Raw genomic sequence first — 18114 nt, 5'->3', positions numbered from 1 at the left:
AGACCGGCCAGCGGACTGTAACTCTGAACACTCAAAACCCGCCTGACTATTCCACAGGCCGGAATAATCAGACGGGTACTATGATTGGTTAAATAAACTCCAGTTTCCTGAGGTCACTCACAGGAGCCGTGCACCTTCCATTCTGACACAAATAGAACATTGCGCCTTCTTCCGGTACTGGATACTCTTTTAAAAAAGGGACTGCTTTCTCCAGCTCTTCCTTGTTTTCCGGCGTCTTGAGAATGACTGACCGGTTGAGCACAGGTACTCTCAGCAGATATTCTTTTAATATCTCCGGCATACCGTTGTCTGATGTGGCACAAATTAGTTCCTGTGATGGATAAAGGGCACTCATAAGAGCCTGCAGACCGAAGCTGTGGCCGGAAGGATATTCATTTACAACACCGGCAAGAAAATTTATCTGCCGTTCCAGTGCTTCCTGCCAGAAAGGAGTACAAGTATAATGCGCTAACTGGCTTAATAAGACTGCCGCCGCCGAATTTCCTGACGGAACCGCACCATCGTAAGTTTCTTTAGGACGGGTGATCAACGCTTCCGTATCCGAAGCGGTCAGAAAATACCCGCCATTCTCCCTGTCCTCAAACAACTCTGCCATCTGCCCCGCAAAAAAGGCCGCCTCTTCCAGATACACGGGTTCATAGGCTGTACGGTACAGCTCCAGAAGCGCAAGTCCGTAAACTGCATAATCATCCAGCTGTCCTTCAATGGCGGCCTCTCCCTCCCGCCAGCGGTGATATAACCTTCTGCTGTCGTCTGTCATATGCGCCTGGATAAACCGATGCACCGCTATGGCCGCGTCTTTATAACGGGTATCCCCTAATATCTGTGCAGCTTTTGCCATGGCAATCATCATCCAGCTGTTCCAGGAAAGTATTACTTTGTCGTCTCTGTGCAGTAATGTACGGTTTCGCCGATAATTATAAATCCTGTTCAGCCTGATGTCATCCGCTCGCCACGGTAATTCGCTCTGTCCAATCAGATTTGGGATACTCCTGCCCTCAAAGTTTCCACTGGCTGTAATGTCGTAAATCCGGCAGAATTCTTCGCCGTCTCCGTCGCCCAAAACACTCATAATCTCCTCCGGGCTGAAAAAATAATACTTTCCCTCAATCCCCTCACTGTCTGCATCCTGTCCGCAATAGAACTGACCGCTCGGACCCGTCAGTTCTCTTAACACATAATCCAGCGTTCTTCTGGCTGTATCGGCATAGAGTTCCCGCTTCTTAATATGATAAGCCTCCAGATATGCTATGGCAAGCAGCGCATTGTCATAAAGCATTTTTTCAAAATGTGGGACCAGCCACTTTTCATCTGTAGAATACCTTGAAAATCCACCGCCGATCTGGTCATTCATTCCCCCGTGTGCCATTGCCGTAAGTGTATGCTCAGCCATTTCCAAGGCCTCCTGCTCGTTCTCCAATAAGCTATAATGGAGTAGAAACAGCAGATTATGCGGTGCCGGGAATTTGGGTGCTTTCCCAAAACCGCCCCATCGGCTGTCATATTGTCGTCTGTACAATTCAAAAGCTCTTTTTAACCCTTTTTTGTCCGGTATACTGCCTGATGCATGATCGGGAATGGATATAAATTCTGTTATCTGCTGTCCCGCCTCTATAAGTTTGTTTCGATTTTCCCGCCATAGTGAACCGATCTCTTCCAGCAGCTCTATAAGCCCCGGGTGTCCGTATCGCGGATGCTTTGGGAAATAGGTTCCCAGAAAAAAGGGCTGCTGTTCAGGAGTCAGAATTGCCGTGAGAGGCCATCCTCCCGCACCGGTTACAGCCTGACAGGCAGACATATATACAGAATCAATATCCGGGCGTTCTTCCCTGTCTACCTTGATACAGATATACTGACTGTTTAAGACTTCTGCCACCTGCTCATCTTCGAAAGATTCATGTGCCATCACGTGGCACCAGTGACAGGTGGAATATCCAATGCTTAAAAAGACCGGCCGGTCTTCCTGTTTTGCTTTTTGAAATGCTTCTGGTCCCCAGGGATACCAGTCTACTGGGTTTTCTGCGTGCTGTAATAGATATGGGGATTTTTCATTCTTCAAATGATTCATGTACACTCTCCCTCCTGTTTCCGGTTAATATACCCCGATGAGAGATACCTTATTCTCCATAAAGAAAACCCCATAATCTGATATCCCCTATTTTTTCCTGTTGCAAAAACAGTCCTTATCATGGTCATTTACCACGCCTACTGCCTGTAGATAAGAATATATGGTAACCGAGCCTACATACCGCATTCCTCTTTTCTTCAAATCTTTTGAAATACGGTCAGACAGTTCTGTCTTCACCGGAATCGTATCTTCCTGATTTACGATCACCTTATCTTTTGTAAATCCCCACAGATACTCAGAAAAAGAACCATATTGCTTTTGTATGTCTATAAAAATCCCGGCATTTTGAACTGCCGCCGTTATCTTCCCGCGATTCCTGATGATCTGGGCATTCTGCATCAGCTCTTCCACCTTTTCTGTTCCATATGCCGCAATCTTTTTCACATCAAAACCGTCAAAAGCATCCCTGAAAAATTCTCTTTTCTTTAAAATAGTAATCCAGGAAAGCCCCGCCTGAAATGTCTCCAGCAAAAACATCTCGTAGAGTTTCTCATCATCATACACGGGAATGCCCCATTCCCTGTCATGGTATTCTATATAAACTGGTGAAGATAAATCCACCCAGAAGCAGCGCTTCTTCTCCATCTTATGTTCCTCCTTATGTCTCTGTATTATTCCGTTACTGTGCACACCAGCAGGTGTGAACAGTAACTATTATTCCTGTCCGGTCCACTTTGCAATATGACACAGCTTCAGAACCAGCTTCCTGCCAAATATATTAACGGGGATGTCCGCATCAATCGGATAAATAGCCGGACAGGCCTCGTCTTCAAAAAAGTACACCAGCACCACTTTCTGATTCGGATCTACCAGCCAGTATTCCCGTACTCCGGCATCTTCGTATTTATGAAGCTTAATGATATAATCCTTTCTTCTGGAGCCTGGTGAAATAACTTCCAGCACAAAATCCGGAGCGCCCATGATGTTGCTCTTCACAATCTGATCCGGATTACAGACAATAACCACATCCGGCTGGAGCATTGTCTTCTTATCATTATTCAGCTGAACATCTACAGGCGAAATGAACGGTATGCATGCGCCCTCCTGTTCCATTATATAATTAGCAATCTGTCTGTACAGCTCTCCTGTAATCAGCTGATGTAGTGTATTGGGCGCCGCCATATCATAAAAATAACCATCAATCAGCTCCACTCTCTGCTCATCCGGAAGCGCACGGTAATCCTCTACCGTATACATTCCCTGTTCGTCCCCTACATGGTATGCAGAAGTTTCTCTCACAACAGCAGGCTCTTTAAACACTTTCTCAAGCGCAAGAATCGTCGCATATCTCGGATTCTCCGTCTCTCCGTTAAAGATCTTCTGAACCGTCCCCAGCGGAACACCGGACAGTTCTGCAATCTGCGCGTATGTATAGCCCTTCTCCTGCTTCTTTTGTTTCATCTCCTGTATCGTCATAACCATCCCTCCTCACAGATACCCGTTTATGGTTATATAATACAATAATCAGGGATGATTGTAAACCATATTATATTTAAATTTGGTTAAAATTTGGTATTTCATTTTTTCAGGCAAAATTTCATTTAGTAGAAAGGCCCGCAGAGAATAAATATACGAATTACACGGATTAAAACAAAAATAAAGTGAAAAATCCAAATTATTCTGTTAAACTTATGTCTCAGGCAGTATAATACACTAAGGGCAAACGCTAAATTTTAGCAGCTGTTTAAAGATCTGTGAACAACTCTCTAAAAAGAAAGGAACCTGGAGACCATGAATGAACCGATAAACCTCAAAAGCAACCACGATTATTCACCAGATCCATACAAAAAAATCCGAACGGCTGTGGTGGGCTGTGGTGCAATCAGCGATATTTACCTGAACAATATGATTCATAAATTCTCTAACCTTGATGTTATAGCCTGCGCTTCAAGGCATTCGGATTCTGCACAAAGAAAAGCAGCCCTATATGGAATCCGGGCCTGCAGCTATGATGAGATTCTGCAGGATGATACCATTGACATGGTGGTCATACTGACTCCTGCGCCGACTCACTATGAGTTAATCCGGAAGGCTCTGCTTGGCGGAAAACACGTGTATACCGAGAAAACAATGACCGTCAGACTGGAGGAGGCTAAGGAACTGATACGTTTATCCGAAGAGAAAGGGCTGTATCTCGGTTCTGCGCCGGATACATTTCTCGGTGCCGCACTTCAGAATGCAAGGCGTGCAATTGATAACGGAGTTATAGGCGAAGTAACATCCTTCCAGATCCATGCCAACCGCAACATAGATATTATGGCAAGTTATGCGGCGTTTCTGCGTATGCCGGGCGGTGGTATCTGTTTTGATTACGGGGTCTATTATCTGACCGCTCTGGTAAGTCTTTTAGGATCAGTGAAAAAAGTATCTGCGATTGTGCAAAACCGAAGCGAAAGACGTAAGAATAGACGTCCGGGGACGCCTGGTTATGATCAGGAATATGAGTATCCAAACGAAAGTCAGGCGGCCGCTGTTTTAGAGCTGAAGAATGGGGTTCTGGGTACATTGGTATTAAATGGAGACAGTCTGCTGCAGGATCAGGCGGTATTCATGATTTATGGGACAAAGGGAATCCTGAAGCTTACCGACCCGAATCAATTCGGCGGGGAAGTGACTTTAATATCAGATGACAGCGAACAGTGGGAAGCAGTAAAAAAGACTACTGTACATTATACGGATGCGTTTTCAGAGAACAGCAGGGGAATCGGTCCCGCAGAGATGGCTGAGGCAATATTGGAAGGGCGGCCAAACCGGGCAAATAAGCAGATGGCTTACCATGTGCTTGAAGTCATCAGCCAGATGATGGTAAGCAGTGAAAGCGGAAGATTTGAGGAGGTTTTGTCTGTATGTGAAAGACCTGCTGTTTTAGAAGATGGGATTTTGTGCAGGACACCTTAATTTTATATTTACCCCGCAGGAAAGGGAAATCCAATGCCAGTAACAAACAATGAGTTTAATGAAGAACAACTATATAAACAAAGACTGCGTATTGCATTGAAAACTGCCCGGATATGTGTGTTTGAAGTCGATTTGTCCCGACAGCTCTATACCTTCTTTGAAAATGCAGAGGATATATTTGGCGTATCGGGAGATACGATTCTTCGTGACGTACAGCCTTACAGTGAATTAGATCCATTTCATTATCAACGGTCTGTAACCTCATATTTTTCTCATCCGGATGATGAAAAGGTTATCGCTGAAGCTTTCCATTCCATTCTCAGCGGAATTCCGGCCACTTACGAAGCGCGCATGAGAGCCGGCGGTTCTAACTATATCTGGTGCAAAATAGATGTAACTCCTATTATGGAAAATGACCGGGCTGTAAAGATGATAGGTGTTATAACTGATATAACCAGCAGTAAAAAAAGGGCTGATCATTTAATGAAAGAAGTACGTTTAGATAACTTCACAGGTCTTTATAATAAGAAATATGCTACTCTTGCAATAGAGCAGGCTTTAGCCGGTAATTTTGAGCAGAAGCACGCACTGGTGTTAGTGGATATTGATAATTTCAAAGTAATCAATGATACCTATGGGCATGCCGAAGGAGATAAGGTCTTAAAAGCAATGTCCAGTGAATTGAAAAATCAGTTCAGAAAGTCTGATATTATTAGTAGATTTGGCGGAGATGAATATCTGATTCTTATACGCGATATATTCGATACAGATTGGCTGTGTGATAAGCTAAGTAAAATCGTAAAATGCAGCCATTCTCCATATGTTTACACAAATAGTATTGGCGTCTCTATTTTCCCTGAGGATGCCCTGACTTTTGAGGAACTTTTCCTGAAAGCAGACAAGGCACTTTACTATTCCAAAAAGGATAAAGCATGCTATAACTTCTTTTCGAGTATACCCGAGGCATAAGCACAATACGATGCCAGGGCATCGCTGATTAATACACTGCTTCCGGCATGTCTGGATATATGACCGTGCTGCCTATTAACGGCTGCACGGTCTTAGTTTTTATCCTTTATTTGCGCCTGCTGTTAAACCTACAACAAGATATTTCTGCAAATATACATATAATAATGTTATTGGTACTGCTACAAGTACTGCTCCGGCAGCAAATGTTGTAAATGCTGTGTTCTGCTGTCCTGATACCATATTGTAAAGTGCAATCGCCAATGTTTTTTTCTTAGGACTTCTAAGAACAAGCTGAGGAAGCATAAAATCCATCCATGGTGTAATAAAATTGGTAAGGGCAAGATATGTAATCATTGATTTCGAGAGCGGAAGGATAACTTTAAAGAATATTGTTGCATTCCTTGCACCATCAACCTTTGCTGCTTCATCAAAGCTTCGTGAGAGACTGTCAAGATATCCCTTTATCAGCCAGGTATTATAGGGGATCTGCCCTCCCGCATATATAAGGATTAATCCTATATGTGTATCAAGAAGTCCAACCATCTGAAGAAGAATATAAATGGCAATCATCCCCATAATGCTTGGAAACATCTGCATTACCATGATAGAAGTAAGGGCAAATTTTCTTCCTCTGAATCTGAATCTTGAAAATACATATGCAGAACTCATCGATAAAAGCACTGACAGAACCATGTTAGCCGCTGCAATTTTAAAAGTATTGAAATACCATAGGCCGAAATCAGATGTCGTCAGAAGTTCTTTATAATGTATAAGAGTTGGTTTTGTAAAAAATCCATCCCCACTGTAAAGACTGTTTCCCGAGCTGAACGATGCCATAAGGATCCAGACAATAGGTACGATTACTATTATGCTGGCTGTGATAAGAACAAAATATGCCAAAATTTTTCTAAGTATTCTATTTTTCATTCTATCATGTCCTCCTCTTTAAATGAGCGGGTTCTTCTCAGATTAATTACCGAAATTATTGCGATAAATATGAATATTAGTATTGAAATAGTTGTTGCCATACTGTACTGGTTAACATTCATCGTCATCTTATATACCCATGACAATAAAATATCTGTAGAACCCGCATACTGGAATGATGGATTAACCGGTCCGCCATCGGTCAGCAGGTATATAGTACCAAAGTTGTTAAAGTTACCAGCCATATTCATAACAAGAATAGGTGCAGTCTGATATAGAATCAGAGGGAGAGTAATCTTTCTGAATTTCTGCGATTCAGTTGCTCCATCTATTGAAGCCGCTTCGCAAAGGTCAGGGGAAATACCTGTAAGTATTCCGGATATATATACCATTGTTCCTGCACAGGAAAGCCAAAGGTTAACTGCTATAAGTACAAACTTAGCAATTGTCGGATCTGTAAGCCAGCTGACTGAGTCAACACCAATTTTATTAAGCAGCTGGTTAATCGGCCCCATACCGTTAAACACAAGTCTAAAAATAAGAATTGATATAAAACCAGGCATTGCCATTGGGAGAACCAAAATACTTCTCCAGAATTTTTTAAATTTTACGGTCTTGGAATTTGTAAGTACTGCAAGAAATATACCGCAAAAATATGTAAGTACTGTACATACAATTCCCCATATAATTGTCCATTTTATGATGTTGAAAAAAGTATCACTCCACATATCCATAGTAAACAAGTTCTTAAAATTATCGAATCCAACCCAGCTTACCAGATTTTTAGGGGGTATATGATAAGGGCTTGAATAATTTGTAAATGCTATTGTAAAAGAACTGACGACCGGAAATACAACCAAAAACAAACACGCAATGATTGCCGGCAAAAGCATAATAATAGGGAACATTTTATCCAGCTTATCAAGTATCTTTTTAGGTGCCGGACGTAATTCACCAAGTTCCGCTTTTTTAGCAGTCCTATAAGCATCCATTACATTATATATATAAAGCCCTATACATACGAGAATAATTATGACAGCTAAAATGCCATTCATCAGTAATCTAATTGAATGATCACCATAAGCATGTCCATCTACAAAGTACTGCGGCGTTTCTCCAAGTGTTATTAAACCCCACATGGAATACTGGAAATATGGAATTCCTAAAATAATAACTAGTATTTCTATTGCTGCTAATACTATCCCCTTAACTAATTTTTTGTTATAGATTTGCCCTGTACCCATAAAAAGAGTGGACAATATTGCAGCTCTTTGAGATTTTTTCATCTTGTCCTCCAATAGTAAGAACTAATTAATTAATTTAGAAATTGTATCAGCACTCTTGTTTAATGCCGTTTCAGGTTCAATATCCTCATCCCAGATTGATTTTAAAGCATTTGAGTATGGATCCCATACTGAATTCATCTGCGTAATTGATGGCATTGGTACGGAACTCTGCGCCTGTTCAATAAATGCTGATGCTATAGGATCATTCATAATTGCTTCATTTGTGAGAAGACTTAATCTTGCCGGCACTTCATTTGTAATCTCATATCTCTTTACAAACATTTTTTCTGATGTAGCCATTTCCGCAAACAATTTTGCAGCATTTGGATATTCTGAATATGCATTTACATATAATGTCTGTACGCCAAGAAATGTCTTTGGAGTTTCATCATTTGCCATCTTAGGTAAAGTACTTACTCCAATATTTACTCCTGCACTCTGATACTGTGTAACAGACCACTGTCCGCTTATTGTATACGCAACTTTTCCACTCTGGAATAAACCATCAATTACCTGCGGTTCAATATCCGCTGTATTTACGTTAAGAATTGATTCAAAAGATTTCACATACTCTGCACCTTCAATAAATTCCTTTGAATTAAGTCCAATATCTTCTGGATCTGTTCCCTTATTTCCGAAAATATATCCGCCATATCCTGCTATAAATGCATTTGTATAATATGAATTGCCTACCTGCCACATAAGAGCATATTTTCTGTTTGTCGGATCATTAAATGTCTGGGCAAAGTCAAATATCTCCTGAAAGGTTTCAGGTGCTGTTTCTCCGACTATGTCTTTATTATATATAAGAAGATACGTATTTAAGGTAAGCGGATATCCATATACCTTACCGTCAAATGTAAGACAGTTATAAACGGTTTCACCAAAATCATCTTTCATTGTTTCTGCTGATGTATCATTTGGCTGGATAAGGCCAGCTGTAAGCATTGTTCCTACCTGATCATGTGGTGCTTCAAATATGTCTGGTCCCAGTCCTGCCGGTGCATCCTGTACAAGTCTGTTAAGATCTGTAACCTGTTCGATTTTTACATCAATTTTATATTTTTCTTTAAATTTCTTAGCAACATGGTTCATGTATTCAATTCTAGAATCACTATCTTCCCATATTACAAGTTCTGCACCTTCCTCCGGCACCAATTCCTTTGGATCATCACTTGTAGTTTCTGTGTTGCTGCTTCCTGTGCCATTTGCTGTGTTTGTAAAACTTTTGTTACACCCTGTTAATGTGGAAACCAAAACAAGTGCCAATGCTAATAACATTTTTTTCATTTTTCATTCCTCCTGGATAATAATATTTTGTAACTCATCTGTGTAACTGTTATATCTGATGTTATTTTTTCATTAGTCATCAAATCGATAACTTCAGCCACATTCTTTTTGTATTTTACCTTCCCCGAATCAGTACTATTATTAATTATAACAATAATACTTTCCTCTTCATAATTCCTTTCATATACAATCATTTTTTTCCCTTCAATCCAACTAAAACCACCCTTTCTTAAACTTTTATATTTATTTCTAAGCTGAATAAGCTGTTTTAGACATGTATATATTTTCATATTCCATTTTTCTGTATTCCATTCAAAGCATTTTCTGCAACCAGGATCATTGCCGCCGCTCATTCCAATTTCTGTTCCATAGAATATGCACGGTACTCCATCATAGGTGAGTAAAAATGTTAATGCCAGTATAAGTTTTTTAATGTTGCCATTACATTTAGTAAGAAATCTCTCAGTATCATGGCTGTCAATTATATTGAAATTCATCTGGTTAACCTGTTTTGTGTACTGGGCTCTTATACTGCTGACTTTATTTTTGAACTGATCCGAGTCCATTGTGCCTTTTGCAAAATAATCACCAATTACCCCTGTAAGCTGGTAATTCATAACTGCGTCAAAATGGTTCCCCATAAGCCATGGATAACCGTTATACCAGGTTTCTCCAACGATATATACCTCGCTGTTAACACTTTTAAGTCTGCATCTGAACCTTTTAATAAATTCCGTATTAAGTTCATCTCCTACATCGAGTCTCCAACCATCTATGTTCGCCTTAATAATCCAGTAATTTGCGATTGACAGAAAATATTCCTGTACTTCAATTTTTGATGTGTCAAGCTTTGGCATATCGTGGAAAATAGAATAAGATTCATAACTCTCTTTCAAAAATCCAGATCCTTTGCTGTATATAAACCATGAATAATACTCCGATTCTTCTCCCTTTTCAAGAACATCCTGAAACTGTCGCATTTTGTAGCTGCAGTGATTGAAAACGCCATCAAGTATCACTCTTATTCCGTTGTTGTGACACTGCTTAACAAGTCTTTTTAATGTATCCATATCGCCAAAATCAGGATCTATATTATAGTAGTCAATTGTATCGTATTTATGGTTAGAACTTGAACTGAATATCGGAGTTATGTATATTCCTGTTATTCCTAAATTTTTCAGATAATCAATTTTACTGATTATTCCTTCTAAATTCCCACCGTAAAAGCTGTCATTCCCAGGTTCAGTTCCCCATTTTTCACTTTTTCCAGCTGCCGCATTTCTGCCGGCTATGCAGAACCTGTCCGGAAAAATTTCATAAAACACAGTATCTCTTACCCATTCCGGTATACCATGTATATCTTTTAAATATATATATGGATATTGGAAACAGAAAATATATGATTGATTGTCATCGGCTTCCTTAAGTATTCCTGACTGTGTAAAATAAACAGCAGTGCGCCCATTTTCCAGCCTAAAATAATATGTAAGTCTTTTTACCATAGGAATTTCTGCTATATAGTAGTCAAACAGGCTGTCACTCATGTCCAGTTTCATGTTTACAGTTCCATGTATGTTCCAGTCAAATTTGTCCTTGTATAGAACGGTAACGACTGCGAAATCCTTTTTTGCTGTACGGATTCGGATATGAATTGTTGTTTCATCATATGCATAACAGTAATTACTCATTGGCTGATGATAAATTGCTTCAGGCTGCATATCAGTACTGCTCCTTTATCCAAAGTTTTTTCCAATTTCCTCTTCTATATCTGATTGTATATGCGATTGATCTTATTACAAGATCAATCGTCATTGCAGTCCATACTCCGTTAATTCCCATATTGAATAATTTACCAAGTATGAAACCAAATAAAAGTCTTAAGCACCATACCCCTAAAAATGTGGTTACCATCGGGTACTTTGTGTCTCCTGCGCCTCTTAACGAGCCGCCAAGCACCTGAACGATTGCAAGGAACGGCTGTGAGAATGCATAAATTCTTATTATTGATACTCCACAGTTAATTACATCCGTGTCTGTTGTATATATACTGCATATCTGTGGAACAAAAATAATTATCAAAGCACTTATTACAGAAAGCGTTATTATATTAAGTTTCAAAATCTCTTTTGTTGATCTGTCAGCGTCTTCCGGTTTACCTGCACCTATAGCCTGACCAGTAAGAGTAACGGCTGCCAGATTGAATCCATAGCCAAGAGTTATACAAAGTGACATTATTGACATTCCTATTGTATTTGCTGCTATTGCCACAGTGCCCATACTTGTAATTAGTACCTGAAGAACCAGCTTTCCGGTTTGCATTGCAAACTGTTCCATCCCATAAGGAACACCTATACGTATTATTTTCGAAAAAACCTCTGGTTTATATTTCCACCTATACCATTCTGCTATATGTATCATGTGTTTTCCTCTGATAATTATTATGATGTCAAGTAGTGCGCCACAGGCTCTTGCTGCAGTTATCCCAATTGCAGCTCCAATAACGCCCAGACCATCAAGTCCTATGCTATTTCCTGCAATTTTTATATGTATTCCGTATATCATCAGATATCCAAAAACAACATTTACTATATTCATTACGACGGTTACTTTAAGAGGCGTTTTTGTTTCACCGCTTCCTCTCAATACCCCGTTTATGAGGTAATAGATAAACATAAACGGATAAGAAAATATAGTAATTCTAAAGTATTTTCTTGCAAGTACCATAACCGATTCTTCTGCTTTGCCAAATAGAAGATCTAATATATAGTTTCTTGCAAAAATTAATATAATCATTAAAACAACTGACAGTATAGTTCCTGCGTAAAGTCCCTGTTTTGAAATGTCACAGGCTTCTTCATTTTGTTTCTGTCCAACTGCATGTGCAATCAGTATTGTTACTCCTGTTGCAATTCCAGCGAACAACGGAAATACGCATCTGCTCAGCATATCAACATTTCCTACTGCCGCAACTGATTCTTTTCCAAGCCGTCCAACCATTATAGTATTGATTATTCCCAGCAATATTGTTGCCACCTGTTCAAGAATAATCGGAACAGCAAGTTTTAAAACTTTCTTTCTAATTAACTCTTTTTCATTCATCTGGATGCCTTCCGATTAATCTGACCAGCCTTCTACGTTACAGATTATTTCCATATCTGCGTCAGCACTTAATTGACGATATGGCATTTTTATATGATTCTTAAATGTCTCTGTCTTAAGCTGAAAATCAGAAAACATTCTTACTTTATAATTTATAATTACACCACGTTTTAAAATGGCGCTTCCTGTATAAAGACCATTCGCATTTCGTTCAAGCCTGTAATTTGCAGGTGTATAACTGTCTATAGCAATCATCGCTTCTTCTGGTGTATTCTCGGGAACTTTTACCGTAAAATTAATGTTTACAGTTGGAGAAAGAGCTTCATCTATCTTGTAATCAGCCTCCGCTGTAACCCCTTCAGCTGTAAATATCAGCTTAGTTTTACCTTCTCTATAAATATTCACTCTGCCTGACTTTTCTACAGTTAATACCGTTTCATCATCGACTATGTATTCGCCATATAAAACTGTTCTCTGAAAACTTGTATTATATGTAAGTATCGGATTAACATATACCTCCTTTTCTTCAGGTCCAAGGACTCTTCTGCCGGATAATTCAGCTGTAAGTGGATATCCTGTTTTTCCAAAGAAACAGATGAGTGGATTTTTTACTCTTATAGCCCAGTCAGCTTCGTTATGTTCGCCATTTGGAACATAGTGGAAAAACAAATCTTTCCCATCTATTCTTCCTGTTTCAATCAGGAGCAGTGCCATATTTAAAGCATCACTATTAAGACACATTTCTTTTTCTCCAACGTCCATAAAAATCAGTTCATTTCTTATTTCTGTTTTTTTCAGAAATTCCAGATCCATTCCAAAGAAAGCCGGAGACATTACTGCTAGTTTACCGAACACTTCCGGATGTCTTATTCCCATATTAAATGTAATAAATGCTCCATCTGATGAACCCATAAGCGCGGTATTGCAGCTGTCTTTTAGTGTTCTGAAATGCAAGTCAATGTATGGCTTAACTTCATTAATTACAAAGTCTGCGTATTCTTCACCACGCCCTTCTATTGAATAGTTAAAGCCCTCTACATTTTCCCAGCTTACCTTTTTATCCTTCCATGTGTAATAACTGTACTCTATTGACCTGTTCATAAATGGAATTGCTACTATTATTATTTTTGAAATTTTATTTTCTTCAGCAAGTCTTTCAGCTTCATTATTAATCATCCATGATGTGCCTGAAGAGGAAATACCGCTGAAAAAGACATTCTGCCCATCCTGTGTATACAAAACAGGGTATCTTTGGTTTTTGTCCCTGTCATATCCTTCAGGAAGCGCCACAAATATATCCCTATCATTATTAAGCCTGGCTGCATGAAATTTGGGAATCGAAACAATATTTGACGTCCATGCCTTAATATGTACCTTAACTTCCATATCCTCTTCAGCATATACCATATGGTTCATATATTTACCAGTTACAGGATCCGCTTCAGATATATAATTTTCGCCTTTTGATATGGAAAAAGGAATTCCCCAGTCTCTTGGAGCAATAAGTTCAAATGTATAGCTTCCATCATTTTCCCTTTTCATTTCATGCTGTCCTCTATAATACATATATAGGTTCTCACTTGTGTACTCTGCTATTGCTTTCACTTTTATATGTACCATTTCAGATAATTGAGATATCACATTAAAATCAGCTTCTGCTGTGCAGTTCATATATCGCATTGCTACTTTCGTTTTACCTTCGCTAATAGTTGTGACTTTACCACATCTGTCCAGTTGCATTACTCCGCTATTTTCTGTTTCATAATCTGCATTAAGGACAGTCATCGAAAAATTATTATTAAAGTGTGCAATTGGATTAATCTGCTTAGCACTCATTCCGTCAATTCCAAAGGTTTTCCTGCCCGCCATTTCACATGATACAGGCTCTCCAATATCGCCAAAAAGGTATAAAATAGGCATATGTATTCTTTCAGCCCAGCACTTTTCATTGTGCATTGCATCAGGAACTAAATAATATGCAATGTTTTCTTTCGGTCTAAGTCCCTGATTCATCAGGTTAGTTACTACTTTTCTGGAGTTTTCGATATAATGTCCTTCGCCAACTCCTGCATCAATCCATATTTTCATAGAACATTCTGGTGCTTTTAAAAGACTGCTGAAGTCAAGCCAGTGAAATGCTGGTGACACAATTCCAAGTTTTCCAAACACTTCCGGATGGCGCATTCCAATGAAATATGTTACAAGTCCGCCAAGGGATGAACCCATAAGTGCTGTATTATCCCTATCAGTAAGCGTTTTGTAATTACTGTCTACATATTCTTTTACAATATTAATTAAAAAATGTTCATATTCTTTCCCTTTCGGATTCTTTTTATTATCATAATCTAAAAGCCCCATTCTTCCAGCATCATACATTTCAGGTGCCACATGGCAGTATTCATTACTTCTATCTGAATTATTATCAACACCAACTATTATTATTTCAGGTATAAGTCCATTTTTTACAAGCTGTTCCGCTGCTGTATCCACATTCCATGCTGTACCAAACAAATGATTTGAATCCGAAAATATATTCTGCCCATCGTGCATATATAGAACAGGATACCTTCTATCATTACCCTCATTATATGTACCAGGAAGATATACCCTTATGTTCCTCGAATTATTAAGTTCAGGTGAATATAGTTCTTTCATAATTATCATATGGCTGTGTCCTTCCAGTTTTTTACATTGTTATTAACAGTTTTATCACTGTCCGCAACTATCTGTCTTACATCTGCTGCTTCAGCAGTCTTATCCCCTTCCATAAAACCATTTTCCCTACGTCGTATCCGGTAGCTTATTATACTTCCTCTTTTGCATTCAATAACTCCGGTAAATGTATTCATTGATGTTCTCACCAGCTTAAAAGGCATTGTTGTAAAGCTCCCAAAATATATGTCATCTTCAAGTGGTGTATTTTCAGGGGTGTTGACAATTATATTTATCCTTACTGTTTTATGGTTATTTTTATTTACTTCAATTATTTTTGCCGCTGTAAGGCTTTTGTATCTACATTTTATTTTTGCAATTCCATCATGCATGGGGGTTATTTTACCATCTTCAGAAACATCTAAAATATCTTTCTCTTTTATCTCGTATTCAGCTTTTATAATGCTTGCCTTTATATTGCTTTCATAAATTATTACGGGATTTATGGACAAATCCTTACACTCAACAGCTATTTTACTTATTCCTTCAAGTGTCATCGATACCGGTTTTCCAATATTACCGAAGAAATAAACAAGCGGCATATAAAGTCTTCGTCCCCAGTCCTTTTCCGTATGAATTCCCATTGGTTCTTTATAATATAAAAAATTTCTCTCTGGTTCAAAACCTGCTCTATATAATTTCTTTGCCACCTCCTGGCTTCTAATAACATAATCTGGCTCTCCTTCTCCTACATCCATCCAGATTTTCTGGTCAGTCTTTTTTTCAGGAATAAGATATTCCATATCATCCCAGAAAAATGCCGGTGACATAACACCCAGCTTTCCAAAAATATCAGCATTATGAAGTCCTATATTATATGTAACAAGCCCCCCCATTGAAGAACCTATCATTGCTGTATTCGAAGCATCCGGAAGTGTTCTGTAGGTTGAATCTATATATGTCTTAAGTTCCTTTATAATGAAGGCTTCATATTTGTTTCCACAGGCTTCAGCATTAAGAGTATAATCTCCAAACGAACTATTATGCACTATTCTGTTAATGCTGGATCTGTGTATGTATTCACTGGCTCTGGAACACGTATTACTTATCCCTACCATAATCACCGGGCATATCTGTTTTGAAGAAATCAATTCATCTGCTGTTTTTTCCGCTCTCCATGAATAACCTGATATAGAATTATCAGCTATGTTAAAAACGCTTCCTCCGTCGTGCATATATACAACAGGATATCTTGCATGTACATCCCGGTCATAGCCTTCAGGCAGGTAGATATATATATCGCGCGAATTATTAAGTATTTCACTGTGAAATTGTAAAAATGTTTCAACCCTTGAACTGTAATTCATTTTCATATCCCTCTCTCTTTTATGCAAGCGCTTGCATTTGATTGTAAAAAAAATTCGTTATATCGAATTTCTTTTTTTTATTTCTGATGGAACAATAATATTTGTAAAGTCCATTTTCTCATCTTTTATCTTTGACAGCAGCATTTCACATGCCTTAACACCCTGTGTATATGCATTTGTATCTACTGTTGTAAGTGCTGGTGTTGAAAACTCTGATGTGGGAATATTATCAAAACTTGCAACTGAAATATCTTCTGGTATTCTGTAGCCTCTTTCGTTCATGCAGTTCATCATTCCAAATGCAAGAATATCGTCCTGTGCAATTATTGCATCGGGTACAATTCCGCTTCCTATTATTTTTTTCATGAGCTCATAACCATTCTCAGTAATGAACCTGCCAGGAATTATAAGATTCTCATTAACAGGATATCCATTATCTATAAGTGCCTTTTTGTAGCCTTCAACTTTATCAATTGATATTGAAAAATTGGGTGATGCCCCGGCAAAAGCGATTTTCTTTCTTCCAGCCTTAATCATCATCTCTGTAAGCTTATATGCCGAATCAAAATTGTCGGTATCAACCCAGTTTATCATGTCTGCATCAGTTAAGGGCCTTCCAATAACGACAAAAGGTGTTCCACATTTCTTAAGAAGTTCAATAATAGGATCATTTACTCTTGAAAAATAATACACAATACCATCTGTGATTCCGCCCATTGCAAGTTCACGAATCTTTGCATCATCGTTCTCCATACGGTTAAGACTAGATAACAGGAGATTATAATTATTCTTATAAGCAGTAATGCTTAACCCCCCTATTATATCTGTTGTCCTTGGATATTTAAAAGATTTAACAAGAGCCCCTTCCGTTCTGCTTGCAAAAACAATTCCAATGGTCTTTGTTGATTTGTTAGCGAGAGATCTGGCTGCCATATTAGGCTGATATTTGAGTTCCTTCATTATTATCTGTACTTTCTTCTTAGTCTCTTCACTAATTCCAGGATGGTCTGAAATTACTCTTGATACAGTTGATGTAGATACATTTGCCCTTTTTGCTATATCTGCCAAAGTAGCTCCCATTTCTCTCTTCCTTTCTAAATGTAGTTGTGCAAGCGTTTGCACTATTTATATATCATAGTATACCATTAATTCTGATATTGTCAATAACATATTTTATTTGATTTTATTAAATAAAGTAAATGTAAATTTTCAAAGTAAATGCAACCCCTATGTCCATTACCGGTTGCATTTACTTTAAGAATCCGAAATGTTGCATTAAGTGTGACAAATTTTGTATGATTCTTCCAGTCGTGTCTGGGAATACGATTGGAGGATTTCATTATGAAGAAAACACATTTATCATTAGAAGACAGAATCACAATCTCACAAATGCTTTCCGAGCAGCAGTCCTTTAAACAGATTGCCACCGCTGTAGGCAAGAACTGCACCTCTATATCCCGTGAAATCAGAAACCATT

Annotated in this window: 14 protein-coding genes; 3 read left to right on the top strand and 11 right to left on the bottom strand. The window is 38.6% G+C overall.

Annotation, left to right across the window (positions count from 1 at the left end; translation table 11 throughout):
- Positions 1–88: 88 nt before the first annotated feature.
- The 3 genes from HMPREF0240_RS09010 to HMPREF0240_RS09000 form a co-directional block, all read right to left on the bottom strand.
- A complete protein-coding gene (locus HMPREF0240_RS09010; protein ID WP_035312824.1) occupies positions 89–2089 on the bottom strand; it encodes a thioredoxin domain-containing protein in 2001 nt (666 codons plus the stop codon).
- A gap of 87 nt (positions 2090–2176) precedes the next feature.
- Entirely contained in the window at positions 2177–2734 is a 558-nt protein-coding gene (locus tag HMPREF0240_RS09005) for a DNA-3-methyladenine glycosylase I (protein ID WP_009003125.1), read from the bottom strand.
- A 69-nt stretch (positions 2735–2803) separates the two neighbouring features.
- Entirely contained in the window at positions 2804–3565 is a 762-nt protein-coding gene (locus HMPREF0240_RS09000; protein WP_035312823.1) for a Uma2 family endonuclease, read from the bottom strand.
- 315 nt (positions 3566–3880) lie between these two features.
- On the opposite strand from HMPREF0240_RS09000, the gene HMPREF0240_RS08995 reads away from it, so the two are divergent.
- Entirely contained in the window at positions 3881–5047 is a 1167-nt protein-coding gene (locus HMPREF0240_RS08995) for a Gfo/Idh/MocA family oxidoreductase (protein WP_009003123.1), read from the top strand.
- 33 nt (positions 5048–5080) lie between these two features.
- On the top strand, positions 5081–6016 hold the full coding sequence (locus HMPREF0240_RS08990) for a sensor domain-containing diguanylate cyclase (protein ID WP_009003122.1): 936 nt from the start codon (positions 5081–5083) through the stop codon (positions 6014–6016).
- A gap of 99 nt (positions 6017–6115) precedes the next feature.
- Here the strand turns inward: HMPREF0240_RS08990 and HMPREF0240_RS08985 are convergent, their stop codons facing one another.
- The 8 genes from HMPREF0240_RS08985 to HMPREF0240_RS08950 are packed head-to-tail and all read right to left on the bottom strand — an operon-like array spanning position 6116 to position 17717.
- On the bottom strand, positions 6116–6943 hold the full coding sequence (locus HMPREF0240_RS08985; RefSeq protein WP_009003121.1) for a sugar ABC transporter permease: 828 nt from the start codon (positions 6941–6943) through the stop codon (positions 6116–6118).
- Positions 6940–8229 carry a sugar ABC transporter permease gene (locus HMPREF0240_RS08980; protein WP_009003120.1) on the bottom strand — a complete coding sequence of 430 codons (1290 nt, stop codon included), beginning with the start codon at positions 8227–8229 and terminating at the stop codon, positions 6940–6942. Before HMPREF0240_RS08980 ends, HMPREF0240_RS08985 begins: the two co-directional genes overlap by 4 nt.
- 21 nt (positions 8230–8250) lie before the next feature.
- Positions 8251–9519 carry a maltose ABC transporter substrate-binding protein gene (locus HMPREF0240_RS08975; RefSeq protein WP_009003119.1) on the bottom strand — a complete coding sequence of 423 codons (1269 nt, stop codon included), beginning with the start codon at positions 9517–9519 and terminating at the stop codon, positions 8251–8253.
- On the bottom strand, positions 9516–11237 hold the full coding sequence (locus HMPREF0240_RS08970) for a glycoside hydrolase family 13 protein (RefSeq protein WP_009003118.1): 1722 nt from the start codon (positions 11235–11237) through the stop codon (positions 9516–9518). Before HMPREF0240_RS08970 ends, HMPREF0240_RS08975 begins: the two co-directional genes overlap by 4 nt.
- A 1-nt stretch (position 11238) precedes the next feature.
- On the bottom strand, positions 11239–12618 hold the full coding sequence (locus HMPREF0240_RS08965; RefSeq protein ID WP_009003117.1) for an MATE family efflux transporter: 1380 nt from the start codon (positions 12616–12618) through the stop codon (positions 11239–11241).
- 15 nt (positions 12619–12633) lie between these two features.
- Complete coding sequence (locus HMPREF0240_RS08960; protein ID WP_009003116.1) at positions 12634–15282, bottom strand: alpha/beta hydrolase-fold protein; 2649 nt, start codon at positions 15280–15282, stop codon at positions 12634–12636.
- Entirely contained in the window at positions 15279–16643 is a 1365-nt protein-coding gene (locus HMPREF0240_RS08955; RefSeq protein WP_035312819.1) for an alpha/beta hydrolase-fold protein, read from the bottom strand. The genes HMPREF0240_RS08960 and HMPREF0240_RS08955 overlap by 4 nt, the downstream gene beginning before the upstream one ends.
- Positions 16644–16694: 51 nt before the next feature.
- The gene (locus tag HMPREF0240_RS08950) at positions 16695–17717 is read right to left on the bottom strand and encodes a LacI family DNA-binding transcriptional regulator (protein WP_009003114.1); all 1023 of its coding nucleotides are present in this window, start codon (positions 17715–17717) and stop codon (positions 16695–16697) included.
- 261 nt (positions 17718–17978) lie between these two features.
- Between HMPREF0240_RS08950 and HMPREF0240_RS25200 the strand changes: the two genes are divergently transcribed.
- A partial coding sequence (locus HMPREF0240_RS25200) for a helix-turn-helix domain-containing protein (RefSeq protein ID WP_083806154.1) occupies positions 17979–18114 on the top strand: 136 nt, incomplete at its 3' end.

The sequence above is a fragment of the Clostridium sp. D5 genome (assembly GCF_000190355.1).
In the GTDB taxonomy this organism is placed as follows: Bacteria; Bacillota; Clostridia; order Lachnospirales; family Lachnospiraceae; genus Faecalicatena; species Faecalicatena fissicatena_A.
Note: the sequence above shows the minus strand (reverse complement) of the source record. Positions and strands in the feature narration are given on the sequence as shown.